This window comes from Stenotrophomonas sp. GL_111 (assembly GCF_057835245.1).
This window is the reverse complement of the sequence record NZ_CM174421.1, coordinates 1656304-1674196: the sequence shown is the minus strand read 5'-3', so window position 1 is coordinate 1674196 and position 17893 is coordinate 1656304. Positions and strand designations below refer to the sequence as shown.

Sequence of the window (17893 nt, the reverse complement as noted above, 5' to 3'; positions counted from 1 at the left end):
GGGGCGATACACGATCGCCCCGGGTAGTACGCACGGCGTGGGAATCAGATGCCCAGCGCGCCGCGGATCGGAGCCAGCAGGTCCACGCCGTTCTGGCGCGCGACCATGTTCACCACGTCCAGTTCCTGCACCACGAGGGCGCCGTGGGTGAGACGGTAGTAGCTCAGGCTGATGGTCAGCTTGGTGGTGGCCTTCTCGCCGGCCTTGGTCTCGCCGCGGTCGATTTCCTTGACCTTGCCGCGCATGGAGTGGATCACCGTGGTGACGGTGCCATCGCTGGATTCCAGCGCCTCACGGGCAGTGAACTGGTACTCCTTGCCCTGGGCGACGCTGAACTTGGACATGATGTCGGCGTCGTCGCTGAGCAGCGACGCCGAGCATTCCAGCTTCTCGTGGCCCAGGGTGATCTCGGTCGGGGCCAGCATGCCGCCGGCACGGAACTCCTCGGTCTTCAGGGTCAGCTTGGGGGCAGTGAAGGATTCCACTTCGCCGGCGAAGCCCTTGCCGTCGACGTAGAAGTTGAAGTTCTTGCGGATATTGCGCGCCATGCTTAGAAGATCTCCGAGATGTAGTTGTCGTTCATGTGCATCCGGAAGGTCAGGTGCTCGCCCGGATAGGTCGGGGTGAAGTCGAAGTCCCAGTAGAACTTGCCGGCCTTGATGTTCTCGGCGGTGTTCAATTCCGGGTCGATCCAGCAGTCGCCGCCGAGGATCGCGCCGTTGGCCACCAGGTTGCGCAGGTAGGCCTGCACGCCGTCGCGCACGTCATCGGCGTAGGTCTTGGTGATACCGCGGTCGACCGCCCACAGATGCGCGGCCTGCAGCGAATCGGCGATGATGTCGGCGGTGCGCACCACGCACAGGAACTGCCACTTGCCGTCGGTGGCCAGGGTGCGGTTGCCCCACAGGCGGAAGCCGTTCTGGCGGATGATGGTGGCCACGTTCCCGGCATTGAGCAGGTTGGCGCGGCTGGTGGCATCGTCCAGGCCGAAGTCGATTGCACGGGTGGTACCGAGCACGCCGTTGAGCTCGATGTTGGAGGGCGACGCCCACCAGCCCCGCGCGTTGTCGCTGCGCGAGATCGCACCGGCGACGGTGGCCGAGGCTGGCTGCACCTCGATCACGCCGGCGCTGTTGAGGCGCTTGACGCCCGGATCGACCAGGAACACGCGTTGGCTGCCGTGGTCGCCGGCGGCGACGATCGCGGCGGCATCGTTGCTGTCCGGACCGTCAGCGACCACCACCGCACGCAGCTTGGTGGCGACGCCCTTCAGTGCGGCAACCACCGGATTGGCCAGCGCGGTGCCGACATTGGCCGGGTCTTCCGGGCGCTGGTGGGTGAAGCCGGGCGCAATCAGCAGGCGCGGCTTGACGCCGAGCACCGACTCGGCCGACAGCAGCGCATAGCTGCCCTGGTAGTTGCCATCGGCCGGATTGGTGCCGCCGACCACGGCCGCCAGTGCGGTCGCTTCGGACTGGCCGCCATCAACGCGGACCACCACCACCACGGCCGTGCCCTGGTCGAAGATCGCATCCAGCGCGGCGGGCAGCGTGCCCTCGCCCTGGGCGGACGTGCCGCTGCGCAGCTTGGCCGCCTGCTGGCGGGACGTGACCAGCACCGGCTGGTTGATCGGGAAGTCGAGGCCGGCGCGCGGCGCGGTGCCGACGATACCAATCACGCTCGACGCGGCGGTGGTGATGGGACGGGTGCCGTCATCGATGTTGATGACTTCGACACCGTGGAGAAACTGTTCAGCCATTGGATTTTTCCATGTTTGGTGAGAGCCGGAGTACGTGGCCATGTTGCGGTTTTGGTGCGCGTGGTCCCATTGCAGGGAGGTCCGGATCAGACCCAGCCGTTGGTGCTGATGCTTCCGGTCACTTTGGTGAGCGATACCGATCCGGTCGAGATGCGGCGCAGGTGAATAAGCACCTCGAAATAAGCGTCCCGCCAGGTGGTATTGACTGCTGAGATCGCACCCAGGGTCAGTGACGCGGATCGACCCGTCGTCAGTGAGGCATATCCCGGCGCACTGTTCTGCACCGAATGGCCAGAGTTCCCGCTGGCACTGACCTGGAACATCACCTCGTAGTCTGATACCGACGCTCCGTCTGGGAGCCATCGGCCCGAAGTGGGCGCGTCCTGACCGACGGGGCCTCGCGCGGTGCTACCGGAGACCACCCATGCGCCATCAGAAACCAGGTAAACCTGTACCGTGGCGTACACCTGCGGCTGATTGGTCGCAGCGCCATCGTGGGCACTGAGTTCCTTGCCATGCAGACCGGCGATCACGTAAGACGCCGTGCCCTTGGCTGCCCAAAGGTTGGATAGATCCACGCCATCAACACGGTGACCGACATCGGCCGCTTTTCCGCCGAATGAGATGTGCGCATAGCGTTGGCTCAGGTCGGCGCCATTCAGGCGCCTCCCTGTTTGCCGGGAGGTGGCGCCCTGGGCGTAGAAATCGAAGATGTCATCGAAGTCAACGCCGTTGCGGCGATAACCGGAGGCCATGTCAGGCCTCCCCACGCATTGCACGGAGTTCGAACTGCAACGCAGCAATCGTTGCGCGCATTTTCGTGAGGCTTTCCTGATCCTCCCGACGCAGACTGGCTAGTTCCTGGATGCTCTTCACAATCACAGGAAGCAGCTGCTCCATCTTGATCGAAGCGACGCGCTCGCCCCTGAACTCAACACCATCGCTTGTGACCGCCTCAGGGATGACCTCTGCCATTTGTTCCGCCACGAAGAACAGGCGCTTTCGACCGTCGGCGTTGTACTCATGTCGATAGCGTCCAGCTACTGTCTGGAGCCGCTCGATCTCCGCCAAGCCGTACGGCATCGGCCCATCAATCTGCTTCAGCTTCCGCGACGATGCGGTGTCAAACCCTCCCGGAGAGGTGACGGCGCCATTGGGCGTGATTTGGAGCACGTCCCTGTTGGCAAGGGATGACCAGATCCTGTACAAGCCCTGCGAGTAGTAGGTGTGCATCTGGTTGACATTGTTCTCCCGCTCATGAAGAACGAACGCTGCCGCGCTCCCGGTCGAAGCCATTCCGCCGTGGACTGCAAGCGCATGATATTGATCCAGGTTGTCCCAAGGTGAGCCGCAAGCACGGATGTACCCGCCAGATAGAAGCTGGATCACCATCTTGTTGTTCTGGACGATGTTGACCGGCACATCATTGACTGCGCCGACGTTGACCGAGAACGCACCGTAGTACGGGTTATCAGCACCGCACTGGAAGATCGTGCCTCCGTTGTAGAGATTGACCGCGCTGTACCCGCTGGCGGTAGCGGGCGCCGATACACGCAGTTCGGTCGTTGAAAGCGTGCCGGTCATGCTGTCCCCCGACTTCTTCACCCGGCTCGCCGGATCGAAGTTCCGCGTGGTCCACAGCTCATCCCAGGCGTTGAACTGCTGCCCGTTCTGCGACTGCGACCAGAACAGCCTGCGATCACTGCTGAAGGCCAGCTGGTGGATGCCGATGCCGTTGACCTTGTCGAACTTGCCGTTGGTACTCCACGCGGCCGCCACGCCGTAGCTGCCCGGTGCATTGGTCGTCTCCGGGGTGAATGCGCGCAGTGCCGCGGGTGCCTCGAACAGATCGGCGGCGGTGGGCACCACGTCCGGCCAGGTGCCATTGCTGCCCTTGAGCGGACGCGCCGCCAATGCGGCGTCCAGACCGGTGATGTCGGCAGTCACATGACCATGCGCGGTCGGTGGGAACGTGGCCGGCTTGCCCTGGATGTCGGACCAGGCATGGGCGTGGGTGGCCGGCGGGAACGTGGCCGGGGCGCCGACCAGGTTGCTCCACTGCAGATAGTGGTCGCCGTGCTTGCCGTCCAGCAGGTCCGCATCCAGCCCCTTGCCGGCGCCTTCGTCCTTCAACGCAGCGCCCTTCAGTTCCAGCGCACTGCGCATGGCTGCCGCCGTACTGACGGCCAGCAGGTTGCGCGCGAACGGAGTGGGCGCGTTGGCACCCAGGCGGGCATCCAGGCTCGCCTTGCTCGCACGCGGGGTGAGCGCACGCTGCGCATCATTACCCGCGATGGCTTCCGCATCGGTGGCCAGCTCGACCACGCCCTGTACTTCAGTAGTGGCGGGGGGATTGATGAAATTGGCATCGCCGAAGGTCAGCGAGGTGGCCTGGACCTGGGTGAACACCACGTCGGCGGACATCAGCATCATCGCCTGCGCGGCCTTCTCCAGGATCACCCCGGCCTGGCCGTACAGCGCGAACAGCGTGCCGTCCTCCAGGTACAGGCCGATGCCGCGCATGCTGTAGACATCGCTGCTGTCGTCGCGGATGGTGACGTGCAGGGTGTCGGCGGCCACCACCAGGCCGGCGAAGGTGGTCAGGCGTTTGACCTCGCCCGGCAGGCTGGTGTCGCTGCCGTCGGGCTTGGCGGTGAAGCCGCTCGAGCCGATCCCGATCGCGGCGACGCGCACGGTGTTGGTGCCGGTGTTCTCGGCGTTGACCAGCGCAGCACGGCCGGCCGAAGTAACAATCAATTGCATGCGGTTTTATCCTTCAACGAAGTTCAGACGGCGGTAGCACGCCACGCGGGCCCCGGCGCCGATGCCGAGGGCACCGTTGAACTGCGCGCCTTGGGTGAAAGTGAAGTGCGAGCGCACCGGCTTGGTCCGGCTGACCTCCGCGATGACGTCATCGACGTAGCGCGCGGTGGCGTTCTCGCCACCTTCGCCGGACAGGGTCAGCAGCATGTCGAAGGTGTGCGGCCGGCCTTTCGGCTCGGTCTCCCACCATTCGCGCAGCACCAGCGAGCCGCCGAAGGCCTGCACCACCTGGCGCACGCTGTGGGCGGTGCCTTTGCGGCGTTGCACCTCGATCGCCACGCGCACACGGGCACGCTTGACCTGTTCGGGCCAGTAGGCCTTCCAGTCATCCACCGACAACGCCCAGGCCAGCCAGGGCAGCAGTGCGGCCGGACAACGGTCGGCATCCCACAGCGCCTGCAGGGCCACCGGCAGCGGCCGCACCTGCACGGCCTGTTCGAGCGCGCGCTCGGCGCGGGTGGCGTTGGGCGGCAACAGCGAGGGTTCACTCATCGATGCCGCCGTAGGTGATCGTCACCTGGGTGCAGTGGCTGGCTTCGGTGCGGTCCATGACCAGGTCCACCGCCGGTGCCACCAGTTCCACCCGCTGCACGCCTTCGGCATGCAGGGCGGCAAACAGCGCCGAACGGGTCACGTCACGGCCCAGCCGGTGGGACTCGGACACGTAGCGCTGCAGGCGCGTGCGCGCCTCGTCCAGCACCACGTCCGAGTCCGGACCGGCGAACGTAAACACACGTGCCTCGACCTGATACGGCGTGATCCGCGCGGACTGCACGATCACGTGGTCGGTCATCGGCCGCACATCCTCGGCGTTGAGCTTGCGCGCGACCTGCGCCAGCAGATCGGCGGCGGCGCTGCCATCGCCCTCGCGCGACAGCACCGAGATCACCACATCGCCCGGGGTCGGGCTGGTTGCGCTGGCATCGAGCACGCGCGGGTCGGCACTGAGGGTGTGGAAGATGTAGGCGCCTTCCGGGCCGGCCACGCTGAATCCTTCCGGCCCGAGCTGGATGCGGCGGCGGAAGTCCTCGTCGGCCTCCAGCACGCGCGGCACGCCACGGTCCGGGGCGCCTTCATCGAGCACCTGGCGGCCAACCCCGAAGATCGCACCGAGGTGGTCCAGATTGCTGCCGCTGGCATAGGCCAGCATCACCTCGCGTGCGGCATCGTTGACCCGCTGACGGTCGAGCAGGCGGAACCAGGTCACCGCCTCCAGGATCTTGTAGGCCGGGTCCGAAGGCAGCAGTGCATCGAAGGTGGGGTCGAGCTGACGCAGGCGCGCCAGCATCTCGTTGAACATCACGTCGTGGTCGATGACTTCGATCACCGCCGGCGCGGGGAGCTGTGACAGGTTGACGCTGGTGAAAGATCCGGACGACATCAGCTGACCTCAATTCCTTCGATGGTGATGAGCTGCCCGTTGGGCAGATAGGTTCCGTTGACATGGACGTTGACCTGGCCGGGCCGTGGCATCGCGATATCGACCTGGTCGACCCGCAGCCGCGGCTCCCAGCGCGCCAACGCATCCACGGTGGCGGCGATCAGGTCCATGCGCAGCGACAGGTTGGTCGGCGCATCCAGCAGTTCGAACAGTTGTGAGCCGTAGTCACGGCGTAGCACCCGCGAGCCGACCGGTGTGGTCAGGATGTCGCGGACTGATTGACGGAGATGGCCGAGGCCATCCAGTGTTTTTCCCGAGTTGGCATCTATTCCGCGCATGCCGACATGATCGCGATTGCGGCCGCGCCGAAACATTGCAGGGGTGGCCGCTACAACGTGTCCGGCAGCTGCGTTGCAGGCGTTGGCAGATCGAAGCTGCCGGTGCCACAGCCGATGCGACCCGAGGCCGATTGCAGCGCACTGGTGAGTTGCGCCAGCTCGGCCGCCACCTGGGCGAGCTGCAAGGGCAGTGTCGCGTACGGCTTGATCACCGGCTTGAGGAAGGCGCTGATGAAGTCGGTGATCCAGGTGACGATCTGCGCCGGGTTCGCGCCCGGTGCAGCAAGCAGCGCCATGATCGGTTCGATCACCGCCAGTTGCTCATTGATGCCGGCAACCACGCCGTCGGCCGCGGCCTGGATTTCGCCGCTGAGCTGGGCGAGTTGATCGCAGTGTTCAAGTGCATCGACCTGCTCGCGCAGTCGCGCGAATACCTGCGCATTGAAGGGCAGGCTTCCCTGGATGTTCATCGGCGTCCTCAGAAGATGTTGGTCACGATGCCCTGCTGGACCGTGACGATGTTGCCGCTGGCGGTGGTGAAGGTGCCTGAGGCGCCGGTGCCGGCCGCCAGGTTGCCTTCGGTGGACAGACTGCCGCTGCAGCGCACGGCCGGAGTCTTCAGATCCACCCCGTGGCTGGCCTCGACCTGGGCCGAACGACAGCGCACCAGTACCTGCCCTTCGCCAACATCGATGGTCATCCGCCGCGCCTGGCGGTCGTACTCCACGCGGGTTCCATCGGCATATTCGGTGCGATGCAGCGAACGGCGGTTGCCGGGCGCCGGATGCGCATCCTGGAAGATGCTGCCCAGCACGACGCCTTGTGCCGGGTCGCCGTAGGGGCAAGCCACCACCACCTGCTCGCCCACTTCCGGTGCGCTCCAATGGCGCACGCCGGCCCCGGCACGGTCGGCCACCCAGGGAATCCAGTCGCTGCGCATGCCATCCAGGTCGACACGCACGCGTGCGCGTGCCTCATCGAGTTCAGCCACCACGCCGAGCATCAGCAGATTGCCGATCAGGCGATGCTGTTCGCCCAGGGCATTCATGGCTGTGCCTGCAGCGGGCAGTAGTCGTCCAGGTGGGCCAAACCGATCGCCGGCACCACGCTGTAGAAGCCCTGCACGGCGGTGCCTGCCTCATCCCAGGCGCTCTCGCCCAGCAACACCGGCACGCGCCACTCGACCCGCCAGATCAGGCGTCCGGCAGGCACGTTGTCAGCCGGCTCGGGCGCGATGCCGATCACCGTCACCGGCTCGCTCGAGACGCTGGGCACATGCCCCCACTGGTGTAGATCGGTGGCCACTGTCAGCGCCGCGTCACGCACCTGCGCGGCCGCCTGGGCGGCATCGTCAATCACGATCCGCGCCAGCAGCCGCAGCGCACAGGCGAAGCGACCGCTGCCGCCATCACTGCCGGCCGCCAGTGGCTCGGCGCTCAGCAGCTCGCACAGCACCGCCGGCGTGGTGATGCTGGCCAACTCGGTGCTGCGGTTGAAGGCAACGGTGGAATAGTTCGGGAAGCGCGCCTGCAGGCGCGCGATGATCGCGCCCTGTAGCGGCGCGAGGGAAACGGCGATGGCATCTGCCATGAGGGAGGAAGCTCCAGGGATCTCAGGCCTGCAGTGTGGCCGGCCCGTTCGATACACCCCATTGCAGGGCTGTCCTGCCGCGTGTGCTACTGCGGTTGATCACAGGGAACCGCCAACGTCGGCGCCGATGCGTTGACCTGGATGCCCTCGCTGCGCGCCAGCGTGCACAGCAGTGCGCGCACCTGGTCAGCCAAAGCATGGTAAGCGTGGGCAACGGCGACGTGGTTGCGCAGCAGCGACATGTCGTCAGCGCCCGCCGGTGCGGGCAGTGCTTGCGGCGGCTGCAGCTGGGCCGGTGCGATCTGCAGATTCACCGGCAACGGGTGGCTGGCCGGCATTGGCGGCGCGCCAGATGCGCATGAAGCCAGGATCAGCGTCACCGCGATCGCGGCCCCGCGCATGCATGGATGCCTCATGTTGATCGATCTCCTGCTGCAGCCGCGCATCGGTCGCACGGCGTTGCTGTTGGCGAAGCAGCCGTTGCTGTTCGCTGGACGTGGCGCTGCGCACGTTGGCCAGGGTCTGCTTACCGCGTGCCTCGGTGGCCGCATGGCTGCGCTGCAGCCGCGCCAGCGCGACACGCTGGGTGGCCACCTCGGCGCTGCCGTCGCGCAGCTTCCAGCCCAATGCAATGGCCAGCCCGGTCCAGGCCGCCAGCAGCACGCACAGCACCAGCGCGCGGTTCATGCCAGTTGCCCGCCGGCCGCCAGGTAGGCCGAGCGCAGGCGGCCCAGCGACTGCTCATGCTGCCCATAGCCCGCCCCGGGCAGGCTGGCCCAGATCCGCCGCGCCGCATGCACGGCATCGTCGAAGCGTCCATTGCGGACCAGCACATGGGCGCCGCATTGGCGCAGCAGTTCCACGCAGGCCAGGTCCTGCGCGATGGGGCTGAAATCGGCCAACGACAAACGCTTGGCCAGATCGGCCCACGTCGCGCGCAGGAACTGGTAACGGCCAGCCGCCGAGGATTTGATCCCATAACGTGGCAGTGCCACCAGAATCCCGGGATGACGCCGGTAGTCGTCGAGCAGCCCCCCGCCGACGATCACGTCATAGCCGCGGTCGCGGGTGCGCTGGCGGCCATCGTCGGTGCCTTCGGACACGGCCAGCATGTCCAGGAAGGCCGCGACATTGCGCCCGCCCAGTGCGGCATCGGCGGCGGCGGTCATGCCGGTGCTCCGCGCATCTCGCGGATCATCGCCATCAGGCTGTCGACCTGGGCACGCAGCGCGTGCACTTCACCCCGCAGCGAGCCGATCTCGGTGGCCATCGCTTCGCGTTCGCGCATCAGCGTATCGGCGCGGTCGCGTTCGGCCAGCAGCTGCTCCTGCAGGCGCGCCAGCGTGCGTTCGTTGGCGTCGTCGGCGGCGCGGTCCAGCTTGGCCGACGACAGCCATTGCCGGATCCACAGCGCGCCGGCCGCGATGAAGCCGGATGCACCGCCGGCGAATTTGAGCCAGTCCGGCAGGCCGGCGAGTACATCCGGTTCGTTCATGGGATCACTGGATTCGGTAACGGCGCCCAGTGTCGGGCGTGCTGGCCGGCGCTTCACTTGCAGCGCGGTCCTGCTGTGCCATGCGCCGCACATGGCGTTCGCTGAGCCCGTGCACGCGTGCTACCAACGCCACCGATGCGCCGGTTTCCAGCTCCTCCAGGATCGCCTGTCGACGCTGGCGGGCGAAGGTCTCGGCGCAACTGGCCAGGAACAGCAGTTCACCGCCAAACACCTTCACCATCGCCTGCGCGGTGTCCCAGCCGAGGATGGACACCAGCCGGTGCCCATCGGGCAGGCGCGCCGGGACGTACAACACCAGCCGCCCACGCGAGGTGGATTTGACTGCCGTGCGCGGCCAGTGCTGGATCAGCGTGAACACTGCATCGGCGCCGATCACGTCGGCCAGTTGCTGGGCACTGCTGGGAAGCGGATCGTGCATGTCAGGATACTCAGGATATCTATGTTATCCCTATTGTCCTGCAATCCTGGAAAAGCACAATTCTTCCCGTTCGGGGATACCCCGCGTCGCTGCATGAATTGCTGCCATCCCCGGGTATCAGGGTACGGGGAGGTCACAGGTTCGACACCGCTGTGCCCCGTCATCCTGCTGCCAGTGGTTTCGCCGCTATTCCAGTACTCCTGATACCCCTGGAGGAGAAAACCCCATCAGCACGGTGCAGCAGGCCGGGTATGTCAGGGGTACGGGGTGGGTATGAATGGGTTCCCGTGAACGTACGCCGCAAACAAAAAACCCGGCGCAAGGCCGGGCTCTGTTCTGCAATGGACGTGGCCGCGCACCGGCGGCGTGGCGGCTAGAGATCGAACAACAGGTTGCCGCCGGTTTTGCGCGGGGTATACCCGGCCTCGCGCAGCCAGCGCGAGGCATTGAGTGCGTCGGGACGGGTTGCAGGGAACTTCCCCGCCAGCATCAGGAAGCGGCCGACCGTCATGGCCTCGCCACTGCCACGCAGCTTCTTCAAGGTGTCCTCGAACCACGCTGGCGCAGCTTCCTCGCGGGTGCGCCGGTTCTGCGCACGGCCACTCGCAGACTTGCCGTCGGCCAGCACCAGCGCCGTGAAAATGGCATCCAGGCTCAGCTTGTGCTTGTCCCGCGACGGCTGGCTGTCGAACAGTTCGATGGCCTGCTGGCGGAACGCTTCAAATTTCTGGACGTTCATGACTTCTCCAAGATGTCCCCAACGGACAACGGGGATATGTTTACTGTACCGCATTGTCCTGCTTGCTCGCACGCAGGACTCTTCACTTTTATTAATGGATCCGCCGGTTTTACGTCAGGATCCGCCAACATCTCGCCCCCACCCTGCCGCCGCCGCAGCTGGTGCCACAACGCGATCACATCGGCGTGCAGGCGCATCCGTGCCGGTTCGCCGCGCACCCGCGCGACCCGGGCCAGGTAGCGATGCCGTGCCGCCCGACCGGGAATCCGCAGCAGCACGTGGCGCGCCTCGCATTCGGCACGCCAGCCTTCCAGCGCCGTGCGGGTGTGGCTCACAGCGGCACCTGCAGGTCTGCACTGCGCAGGCGCGGCGGCATCATCCAGGCCTTGCTGCGGTCCTTGCCGATCTTGCGCGTGCACACCCCGTAGCGCCGCACCACGTAGGCCGCAGCTTCGTTGACGTGGGTGCGCAGCGGTCGGTCGATCCCGGCCGCCAGCGCGATTTCGGTGGCGCGCATCGGGTTGATCCAGATCGTCGGCGGCGCGCTCCAGTCGAACTCGCGATCGATCATTTCCTGCACCGGCGAGATCGTCTCGTGGTCGCGGTTGTGGCCGTTCAGCGCATCCAATTCATCCGTATCCAGGTGCCAGCTGTCGCCGGCGTCGTAGCGCTGCTTCAGTTCCGCCCACACCTGTTGCATGTCCAGCGAGGCCGGTTCCCCCAGTGCCGAGGCCTGGATCGTCCACCAGCGCGTATTGCCGGTGGGATCGTGCAGGAACTGCGGGTCATTGACCGATGCGAAGAAGACGGTGCGCCGCGCGTAGCGCGATTCGGTACGCGCATAGGGCCGGCGCAGCTCGTCGCTGTCGCGGGAAATGAAGGCCTTGAGCGCCGCGATGTCCGCCTTGCGGAAGGTTGCATCCACTTCGCCCAGCTCCACGATCCACTTGGATACCACGCGTTTGACGCTGTCGCGGTCGGCCGGATTGAGGACTTCGCCATCGGCGATCACGCCCAGTGCCCGCGGTGCCAGCTGCTTGGCCCAGCGGGTCTTGCCCAGGTTCTGCCGTGACACGAACGTAAGTACGCCGCGCGCCACTACGCCATCCCGTTCGTAGGCGGCCGCCACCGCCGACAGCATCCACTTGCGCATCAGCACTTCCTTCAGCGAGCGCCCGTCGGCCAGACGGGTGTCGGTCGCTGCCGTCACGGTGTCGTAGAACGCCTGCAGCCGTGACACGCCGTCCCAGGGCCGCTGCTCGATCCAGTCGGCGATCGGGTTGAAGCGGTTGGCCTCGGCCACCGCACACAGGCTGCTCTCGAAACCGCTGATCGGCATCCGCACCCGATGCATGCAGTCCAGCAGTTCGCTCATCGCCACCTCGCGGCCGTTGTCGATGGTGGCGTGCAGGTCCGGCACCAGGATCTCCAGTTCCTTGCGGATGGTGTTGTAGCGCGCCTGGATGCCGGTGCGCCGGCACAGCTCGGCCAGGTTGCGCGCGGTCGGCAGAGGCCGGCCGCGGCTGTCGCTGTCCGGGAACGCCGACACCGTGTCGAAGCGGCACAGTCTGCCCGGTACCGTGTAGCTGGCCGGGGCCTCGGCGACCGCTTCCGGCGCCGTCCCGGCAGCCCGGCGCGGCTCGGCCTGCAACTGCAGGCGTACCGCTTCCAGGCCTTCGCGCTGGGCAAGATCATTGAAGTCGGTCGGTTCGCCCAGCGCGCTGGTGAACTGCGGCCAGACCACGCGCGCACCACTGGCCTCGGCCGCACGCCGGGCCTGATCGATGCCGACATTGCGATCGGGGTCGGCACCGAAGCGATCGCAGTCGGCGGCGATCACGAACTCCGCCTGCGGCAGCGCCGCCCGCCACACTCCGGCCACTCCCGGCAGGTTGTATGCATCCCAGCACACCACTACGCACCAGCCGCTGGCTTCATGCACGCTGGCACCGGTGGCGTAGCCTTCGCAGAACACCACCGGCCGGCCCGACATGGGTTCGCCGATGACATAGAACGCATTCTTCTTCTGCCCGCCCGACAGGAAACTCTTGTCGCGGCCGAGTTCGCTGTCGATGCCCGGAAAGATGCCCTGCAACGATACGATCCGGCCTTCGCCATCCATCAGCGGCACCACCAGCGTGTCGGCAATCTGCCGCCCTGGCTGGCCGGGTCCCCCACGTAACGGCCAAGCCACCCGGCGCAGCCCATGCGCCTGTACGCCCTTGCGCTGCAGGTAGGCGTGGGCTTGCCCGGCCACCGGCTCGGCACGCGCCCACAGGTTGCGCGCCAGTGTGGCGGCACGCATCTCGCGGGCGTTGCGCTCGCGCTCACGCTCGGCACGCGCACTGGCCATGCGCGCCTCCAGCTGCGCGCGCTCCTGCGCGCTGAGCATCACGCTGGGCCGTGCGCACCAGCGATGGCTCTGGCCGGTCCGCCAATGGCCGAATTCACCGGCCGGCACGCCGTCGCCGAACAGCACGCACCAGCCGTTGCGCGTGCCGGCCCGATCACCCTGCACATGGAAACGGCGCAGGCGGCCATCCGGCTGCAGTTCTCCGGCCGCCAACCGCGGCACGATACCCGCCTCGTGCATCGCGGCCACGAATGCTGCGACCAGCGCGTGGTCGCCGACCGCGATCATCCCGACACCCTCGCATCCAGCTTGAGCCGCAGCAGTTCCAGGGTATGCGCGGGAATGGTCCGGTCGCGGCTGCTGCGCCAGTTGCGCACGGTATGCGGCTGGCGATTGACCAGCCGACCGACCTGCCGCGCCGTCAGTGCGTGCTCGCGCATCAGCCGATCCAGCTCCAGGGTTCTGTCCATGCGGGGGGTCTCCTTGGCAATGGCCACGCGACCGGCGCGGCGACAGGCCAGCCCACCGGCACGCGGCCTCCCCCGGTTGATGAAAACGGGGTATCGCAACGCGGGGATAATGGGGTTGACGGGGACATCTTACCGAATCAGGATATCCAGGACAACAATGGAAGAACATCCTGACATGACTACCAACAGCCCCGCTCCCCACCCTATTCTCACCGCCATCAGCCCCGACCTCGACGACGCCCTGGCGGTGATCGGCCGGGTGGCCCAGCACCAGGCGCAGGGCCGCGCCAGCAGCATCCGCCGGCTGTCCGGTGGCGCCATTGAAACGTCGCCGGCGCAGCTTGCCACCATCGCCGATGGCATCGCGGCGGAGCTGATTTCGCAGCTGCGCGAGCAGGTGCGCAGCACCGTCTGCGCCTATACCGCCAGCGCCGCATTGCTCCCCGGTTGAGCGGGGCCAAGTATTTGATCGGGCGGAACATTCTGGATTCCCTCGGGCAGTCGCAAGCTGTGCGACGTCAGTGCGGTCCAATGGTTCCACCTCCTTCCCACCCCCAACGTGTCCGGGCAACCGGGCAGAGAAGCGAGCGACACCCTTCCGATGGCTGACGTTATCGACCAGGCACAAGCATTCGATGCATTGAACCTCGCGCATTCGTTGAAAGCACACGCTGAAACCGCACAGGGAACCGTGCGCCCCCAAGCCACGGGCTACTGCCTGAATGATGAGTGCCTTGAATCGTTCGACACGCCGGGCCGGCTGTTCTGCGGCCCGCGATGTGCGCAGCGATTTGATTCCAGATCAAAGTTAAACCGCTAAAACAGGGGTATGAAGCATGCAGTCCAGCCAACGCGTCCGCTCTATCGATGATCCGGGCACCGACCAGATCCGGGACCGTACGCGCGAGTTGGCCAACCAATTGAGTGAACTCATGCAATACGCGCAGACCCACATCGAGGAGCAGCACGCCCATGCACAGGGCTGCCGCGACATTGATGAAATGCAGCGCCTGTCCGACGCCGACCCGTTCCGCTGGCTCGACGACGCACGACGTTCGCTGCAGCAGGGGCTGATGTTCCTGGACCGCGCCATGGCCCAACCGCGGGACTTCTGAACCGGGCCGCCGCCGCGCTGCCTCCCGGAAACGGTAGGCAGCGCGGCAGGGGGGCATTACGCTGTGCGCATGTCAGCCCCAGAAGACGAAGACCCCGCCGCCCTGTTCCGCGCCGCCATCGGCGAGGTGACGCCGCTGCGCAAGCCGGTCGCCCCACCGCCGGCCACGCCGCGGCCAAAGCCGCGTGCGCGGATGGCCGAGCAGGACGAGCACGAGGCCAAAGGTGAATTCGCACGGCTGCTGCAGGGCACGGGTGCCCTGGAAGCCGGCGACACCGCCAGCTACCGCCGCGAAAACCTGCCGGCGCGCATGTTCCAACGGCTCAAGCGCGGCCAGTATTCCGTGCAGGACGAACTGGACCTGCATGGCGCCACCGCCGCACAGGCCGAAACCCTGATGCGGCAGTTCCTGCTCGATGCGCATGCCCACGACTACGGCTGCGTGCGCATCATCCACGGCAAGGGCCTGCAGTCCGATGGCGGCGCGCCGGTGTTGAAGAACCTGGTCGATCGCCTGTTGCGCCTGCGCAACGATGTGCTGGCGTTCCATTCCGCCCCCGCGGGGCAAGGCGGCACCGGCGCGGTGCTGGTGCTGCTCGCCCACCGGTAGCGCCACGCCGGGCGTGGCTGCCCTTCGTTCGGGGTCATGAGCGCTGCCGTTGCCACGCATGGCGTGGCACTACCCATTGCCTCTGGTAGCGCCACGCCACGCGTGGCTGCCCTTCGTTCAGCGGTCCGGCCCGGTGGTACGCCACGCCAGGCGTGGCGCGTCCGTCAGGCGTCGGTGGGGCTGCTCTGGCTGGCGTCCTGGACGGGGCCCAGTTCGTGCAATACGGCGGTGGCGTAGCAGCCCGGTGGCAGTGCGAAGGAGAGCTCCAGCACGTCCGCCGCCAGCCACTGGTGCTGCAGCATCGCCGGGCGCAGGCGCAGCGCGCGGCGCTCCTGCTTCAGGCGCGCCCCTTCCAACCCGGCACGCAAGGCCAGCGACTGCTCGTCGCTGATCGCAGCCAGCTCCAGCGCCGCAGCCGCCGCATTGCTGCGCAGCTCGCCCTCGCCCCACAACGGGCCGCTGGGATGGATGTCGAACCGCGCCAGGCGGTCGGCCAGCAGGTCGGTGAACGGCTCGGGGCCGAACACGCTGCGACTGCCGTCCAGCATCCACACCTCGCCGTCCAGCGGCGCGTCCCAGTTGCCCTGCGCCACGCGCTCGGCGAGCACCTGGTTGAACAGCGCCGAACGCGCCGCCGACAGCAGCAGCGAGCGCTGGTCCGGGCGCATCCGACGCCCACCGAACATCGCCAGCGCGGCCGGCACGTTGCCGCCGTCGCGGCCGAAGCGTTGCTCGCCAAACCAGTTCGGCAGGCCGCGCGCGGCGATCAACGACAACCGCTCATCAATCGCCGCCGCATCGCCCTGCACGTCACGCAACACCAGCTTGAAGCGGTTGCCCGCCAGCGCGCCGCGCTGCAGCTTGCGGTTGTGCCAGGTGGATTCGACCACCTCGATCTCATCGGAGGCCAGCAGCGCCGGGTCCGGCGCGACCCGCTTGGGCAGGTGCACGCTGAAACGCTGGGTGGTGACCGCATGGCGGTCTTTCATGCCGGCGTAGCTGACCGCCATGTCCGGCAGCCCGGCCCAACGGGCAAGCACCTTGGCCACGTGCGCGGTATTGGCGCCGCGCTTGCGGAGGGTGAGCAGCAGGTGCTCGCCCTCCCCGCTCGGCTCGAAGGCCGGCAGTTCGTCCACCTGGAAATCGTCGGGCGTGGTGCGGATCTTTGCGGTGAGCAACGGCGCGCCAAACGCCAGCGGCAGCGCGATCACAGCGCCACCAACAGCACGACGGCCTGGGCGGCGATGCCTTCACCGCGCCCGGTGAAGCCCAGCGTCTCCGAGGTGGTGGCTTTGACACTCACCGTATCCAGCGCCACGCCCAGCAGCCCGGCGATGCGCTCGCGCATGGCCAACGCATGCGGGCCCACCTTGGGCCGCTCGCAGATCACCGTGATGTCGCTGTTGCCCACCTGCCAGCCGCGCTCACGCAGCAGCTGGTTGCAATGGACCAGGAACTGGCTGCTGTCGGCATCCTTCCAGCGCATGTCCGACGGCGGGAAGTGCTGGCCGATGTCGCCCAGCGCCAGCGCGCCCAGCATCGCATCGCACAGCGCGTGCAGGATCACATCGCCGTCGCTGTGTGCGAGCACGCCGCAGCTGTGCGCCACGCGGATACCGCCAAGCATGATGTGGTCGCCCGTGCCGAAGGCGTGGACGTCGTAGCCCTGTCCGATCCGGACGGGAGGAAAATGCGGCGTAGTCATGACGAAAACCTGCAGTGGGGAGTGCCGCGCACGCTCAGGGAGCGCGTCGCGACAGCTCGAATTCGAATCGGGACAGATCGGCCGGGGTGGTGACCTTGAAGTTGTCCTCGTTGCCTTCCACCAGCAACGGACGCAGCCCCTGGCGCTCCATGGCCATGGCCTCGTCGGTGACCTCCACGCCGGCATCGGCGGCTTCCTGCAATGCCCGCGCCAACTGGTGGCGGCGGAACAGCTGCGGGGTCAGCGCACGCCACAGGCGCGCACGCGGCTCGGTGGCATCGATGCCACCGTCATCACCGGCACGCTTGAGGGTGTCGCGCACGGGCGCGGCGAGGATCGCACCGACCGGATCGTTGCGCCCCACTTCCAGCAGCCGGCCCAGATCGGCCGCGGCCAGATTCGGCCGTGCGGCATCGTGCACCAGCACGAAATCATCGGCACGCACGCTGTCCGGCAGCGCCTGCAGCCCGGCCAGCACCGAGGCGGCACGGGTAGCGCCGCCGGTGCAGGTGAGAATCGGTTTGTCGGCCAACGACTGCCAGCCCGGCCAGTCGGCGTCCTGCTCGGCAATCACCACCATCACCCCGGCCACGACCGGGTGCGACAGCAGCGCTTCCAGCGTATGTGCCAGCAAGACCCGGTCGCCGGCAACCAGGTACTGCTTGGGGGTGGCGCCGCCGAAGCGGGCTCCACGGCCGGCGGCCGGCACCACGGCCCAGACGCTGCCCATCAGGGCACGTCCTGGTGCGGTGCGTTGGGGTCGGCCACCACCGGGGCGCGCGGCGGCGACACCGGGGCATCCTCGACCACGCGGTAGAACTTCTCGCCGGGCTTGATCATGCCCAGCTCGCTGCGCGCGCGCTCTTCGATGGCCGCCTGGCCTTCCTTGAGGTCCTTCACTTCGGCAGCCAGCGCATCGTTGCGCTGCTGCAGACCGGCGTTGTCACGTCTCTGGTTCTCGACCTGGGCCTCGAGCATCATCACTTCACCCGAATTGCCCGGGCCGAACCAGAAACGGTACTGCAGCCATGCCAGCAGCAGCGCCAGCAACAACAGTACCCAGCGCCAGTTGCGCAT

At 67.0% G+C, this 17893-nt stretch carries 26 protein-coding genes; 3 read left to right on the top strand and 23 right to left on the bottom strand.

Annotation, left to right across the window (positions count from 1 at the left end; all coding sequences use genetic code 11):
• Nucleotides 1-44: 44 nt before the first annotated feature.
• The 19 genes from AC3IPM_RS07670 to AC3IPM_RS07580 all read right to left on the bottom strand — a co-directional run bounded on the left by AC3IPM_RS07670 (nt 45) and on the right by AC3IPM_RS07580 (nt 13387).
• The gene (locus tag AC3IPM_RS07670; protein ID WP_489303360.1) at nt 45-548 is read right to left on the bottom strand and encodes a phage major tail tube protein; all 504 of its coding nucleotides are present in this window, start codon (nt 546-548) and stop codon (nt 45-47) included.
• A gap of 2 nt (nt 549-550) precedes the next feature.
• On the bottom strand, nt 551-1759 hold the full coding sequence (locus tag AC3IPM_RS07665) for a phage tail sheath C-terminal domain-containing protein (RefSeq protein ID WP_489303359.1): 1209 nt from the start codon (nt 1757-1759) through the stop codon (nt 551-553).
• 86 nt (nt 1760-1845) lie between these two features.
• Nucleotides 1846-2514: a hypothetical protein gene (locus AC3IPM_RS07660; protein ID WP_489303358.1), complete on the bottom strand. Its 669-nt coding sequence runs from the start codon at nt 2512-2514 to the stop codon at nt 1846-1848.
• Nucleotide 2515: 1 nt separating this feature from the next.
• The gene (locus tag AC3IPM_RS07655) at nt 2516-4522 is read right to left on the bottom strand and encodes a tail fiber domain-containing protein (protein ID WP_489303357.1); all 2007 of its coding nucleotides are present in this window, start codon (nt 4520-4522) and stop codon (nt 2516-2518) included.
• Nucleotides 4523-4528: 6 nt separating this feature from the next.
• Nucleotides 4529-5074 (bottom strand): phage tail protein I, encoded by a 546-nt coding sequence (locus AC3IPM_RS07650; RefSeq protein ID WP_489303356.1) that lies wholly within the window; start codon nt 5072-5074, stop codon nt 4529-4531.
• Entirely contained in the window at nt 5067-5963 is an 897-nt protein-coding gene (locus tag AC3IPM_RS07645; RefSeq protein WP_489303355.1) for a baseplate assembly protein, read from the bottom strand. The genes AC3IPM_RS07650 and AC3IPM_RS07645 overlap by 8 nt, the downstream gene beginning before the upstream one ends.
• Nucleotides 5963-6301, bottom strand: coding sequence for a GPW/gp25 family protein (locus AC3IPM_RS07640; RefSeq protein ID WP_489303354.1), 339 nt, complete (start codon nt 6299-6301; stop codon nt 5963-5965). Before AC3IPM_RS07640 ends, AC3IPM_RS07645 begins: the two co-directional genes overlap by 1 nt.
• Nucleotides 6302-6351: 50 nt before the next feature.
• The gene (locus AC3IPM_RS07635; RefSeq protein ID WP_489303353.1) at nt 6352-6771 is read right to left on the bottom strand and encodes a hypothetical protein; all 420 of its coding nucleotides are present in this window, start codon (nt 6769-6771) and stop codon (nt 6352-6354) included.
• An 8-nt stretch (nt 6772-6779) separates the two neighbouring features.
• Nucleotides 6780-7349, bottom strand: coding sequence for a phage baseplate assembly protein V (locus tag AC3IPM_RS07630; protein ID WP_489303352.1), 570 nt, complete (start codon nt 7347-7349; stop codon nt 6780-6782).
• Nucleotides 7346-7891, bottom strand: a complete 546-nt coding sequence (locus AC3IPM_RS07625; RefSeq protein ID WP_489303351.1) for a hypothetical protein — start codon at nt 7889-7891, stop codon at nt 7346-7348. Before AC3IPM_RS07625 ends, AC3IPM_RS07630 begins: the two co-directional genes overlap by 4 nt.
• Before the next feature lie 86 nt (nt 7892-7977).
• Nucleotides 7978-8133, bottom strand: a complete 156-nt coding sequence (locus AC3IPM_RS07620; RefSeq protein WP_489303350.1) for a hypothetical protein — start codon at nt 8131-8133, stop codon at nt 7978-7980.
• 4 nt (nt 8134-8137) lie between these two features.
• Entirely contained in the window at nt 8138-8578 is a 441-nt protein-coding gene (locus AC3IPM_RS07615) for a hypothetical protein (protein ID WP_489303349.1), read from the bottom strand.
• The gene (locus AC3IPM_RS07610; RefSeq protein ID WP_489303348.1) at nt 8575-9060 is read right to left on the bottom strand and encodes a glycoside hydrolase family 24 protein; all 486 of its coding nucleotides are present in this window, start codon (nt 9058-9060) and stop codon (nt 8575-8577) included. Before AC3IPM_RS07610 ends, AC3IPM_RS07615 begins: the two co-directional genes overlap by 4 nt.
• Nucleotides 9057-9386: a hypothetical protein gene (locus tag AC3IPM_RS07605; RefSeq protein WP_489303347.1), complete on the bottom strand. Its 330-nt coding sequence runs from the start codon at nt 9384-9386 to the stop codon at nt 9057-9059. Before AC3IPM_RS07605 ends, AC3IPM_RS07610 begins: the two co-directional genes overlap by 4 nt.
• 4 nt (nt 9387-9390) lie before the next feature.
• Nucleotides 9391-9825, bottom strand: a complete 435-nt coding sequence (locus AC3IPM_RS07600; RefSeq protein WP_489303346.1) for a hypothetical protein — start codon at nt 9823-9825, stop codon at nt 9391-9393.
• Between the two features lie 373 nt (nt 9826-10198).
• Nucleotides 10199-10564 (bottom strand): hypothetical protein, encoded by a 366-nt coding sequence (locus AC3IPM_RS07595; RefSeq protein ID WP_489303345.1) that lies wholly within the window; start codon nt 10562-10564, stop codon nt 10199-10201.
• Complete coding sequence (locus AC3IPM_RS07590; RefSeq protein ID WP_489303344.1) at nt 10561-10899, bottom strand: DUF7696 family protein; 339 nt, start codon at nt 10897-10899, stop codon at nt 10561-10563. Before AC3IPM_RS07590 ends, AC3IPM_RS07595 begins: the two co-directional genes overlap by 4 nt.
• The gene (locus tag AC3IPM_RS07585; RefSeq protein ID WP_489303343.1) at nt 10896-13205 is read right to left on the bottom strand and encodes a VapE domain-containing protein; all 2310 of its coding nucleotides are present in this window, start codon (nt 13203-13205) and stop codon (nt 10896-10898) included. The genes AC3IPM_RS07590 and AC3IPM_RS07585 overlap by 4 nt, the downstream gene beginning before the upstream one ends.
• Nucleotides 13202-13387, bottom strand: a complete 186-nt coding sequence (locus AC3IPM_RS07580) for a hypothetical protein (RefSeq protein ID WP_489303342.1) — start codon at nt 13385-13387, stop codon at nt 13202-13204. The genes AC3IPM_RS07585 and AC3IPM_RS07580 overlap by 4 nt, the downstream gene beginning before the upstream one ends.
• 175 nt (nt 13388-13562) lie before the next feature.
• On the opposite strand from AC3IPM_RS07580, the gene AC3IPM_RS07575 reads away from it, so the two are divergent.
• The 3 genes from AC3IPM_RS07575 (at nt 13563) to AC3IPM_RS07565 (ending at nt 15111) form a co-directional block, all read left to right on the top strand.
• Nucleotides 13563-13838, top strand: coding sequence for a hypothetical protein (locus tag AC3IPM_RS07575; protein ID WP_489303341.1), 276 nt, complete (start codon nt 13563-13565; stop codon nt 13836-13838).
• Between the two features lie 385 nt (nt 13839-14223).
• The gene (locus AC3IPM_RS07570; RefSeq protein ID WP_489303340.1) at nt 14224-14502 is read left to right on the top strand and encodes a hypothetical protein; all 279 of its coding nucleotides are present in this window, start codon (nt 14224-14226) and stop codon (nt 14500-14502) included.
• A 69-nt stretch (nt 14503-14571) separates the two neighbouring features.
• Nucleotides 14572-15111 carry a Smr/MutS family protein gene (locus AC3IPM_RS07565; protein WP_489303339.1) on the top strand — a complete coding sequence of 180 codons (540 nt, stop codon included), beginning with the start codon at nt 14572-14574 and terminating at the stop codon, nt 15109-15111.
• Nucleotides 15112-15275: 164 nt separating this feature from the next.
• On the opposite strand, the gene truD is transcribed toward AC3IPM_RS07565, so the two are convergent.
• Genes truD through ftsB form a run of 4 tightly spaced genes read right to left on the bottom strand, consistent with a single transcriptional unit; the run spans nt 15276 to nt 17893 of the window.
• Nucleotides 15276-16322 carry a tRNA pseudouridine(13) synthase TruD gene (gene truD / locus AC3IPM_RS07560; protein WP_489303338.1) on the bottom strand — a complete coding sequence of 349 codons (1047 nt, stop codon included), beginning with the start codon at nt 16320-16322 and terminating at the stop codon, nt 15276-15278.
• A complete protein-coding gene (ispF, locus tag AC3IPM_RS07555) occupies nt 16319-16816 on the bottom strand; it encodes a 2-C-methyl-D-erythritol 2,4-cyclodiphosphate synthase (protein WP_489303337.1) in 498 nt (165 codons plus the stop codon). Before ispF ends, truD begins: the two co-directional genes overlap by 4 nt.
• 34 nt (nt 16817-16850) lie before the next feature.
• Nucleotides 16851-17549 carry a 2-C-methyl-D-erythritol 4-phosphate cytidylyltransferase gene (gene ispD / locus AC3IPM_RS07550; protein ID WP_489304042.1) on the bottom strand — a complete coding sequence of 233 codons (699 nt, stop codon included), beginning with the start codon at nt 17547-17549 and terminating at the stop codon, nt 16851-16853.
• Nucleotides 17546-17893 (bottom strand): cell division protein FtsB, encoded by a 348-nt coding sequence (gene ftsB / locus AC3IPM_RS07545; RefSeq protein ID WP_489303336.1) that lies wholly within the window; start codon nt 17891-17893, stop codon nt 17546-17548. Before ftsB ends, ispD begins: the two co-directional genes overlap by 4 nt.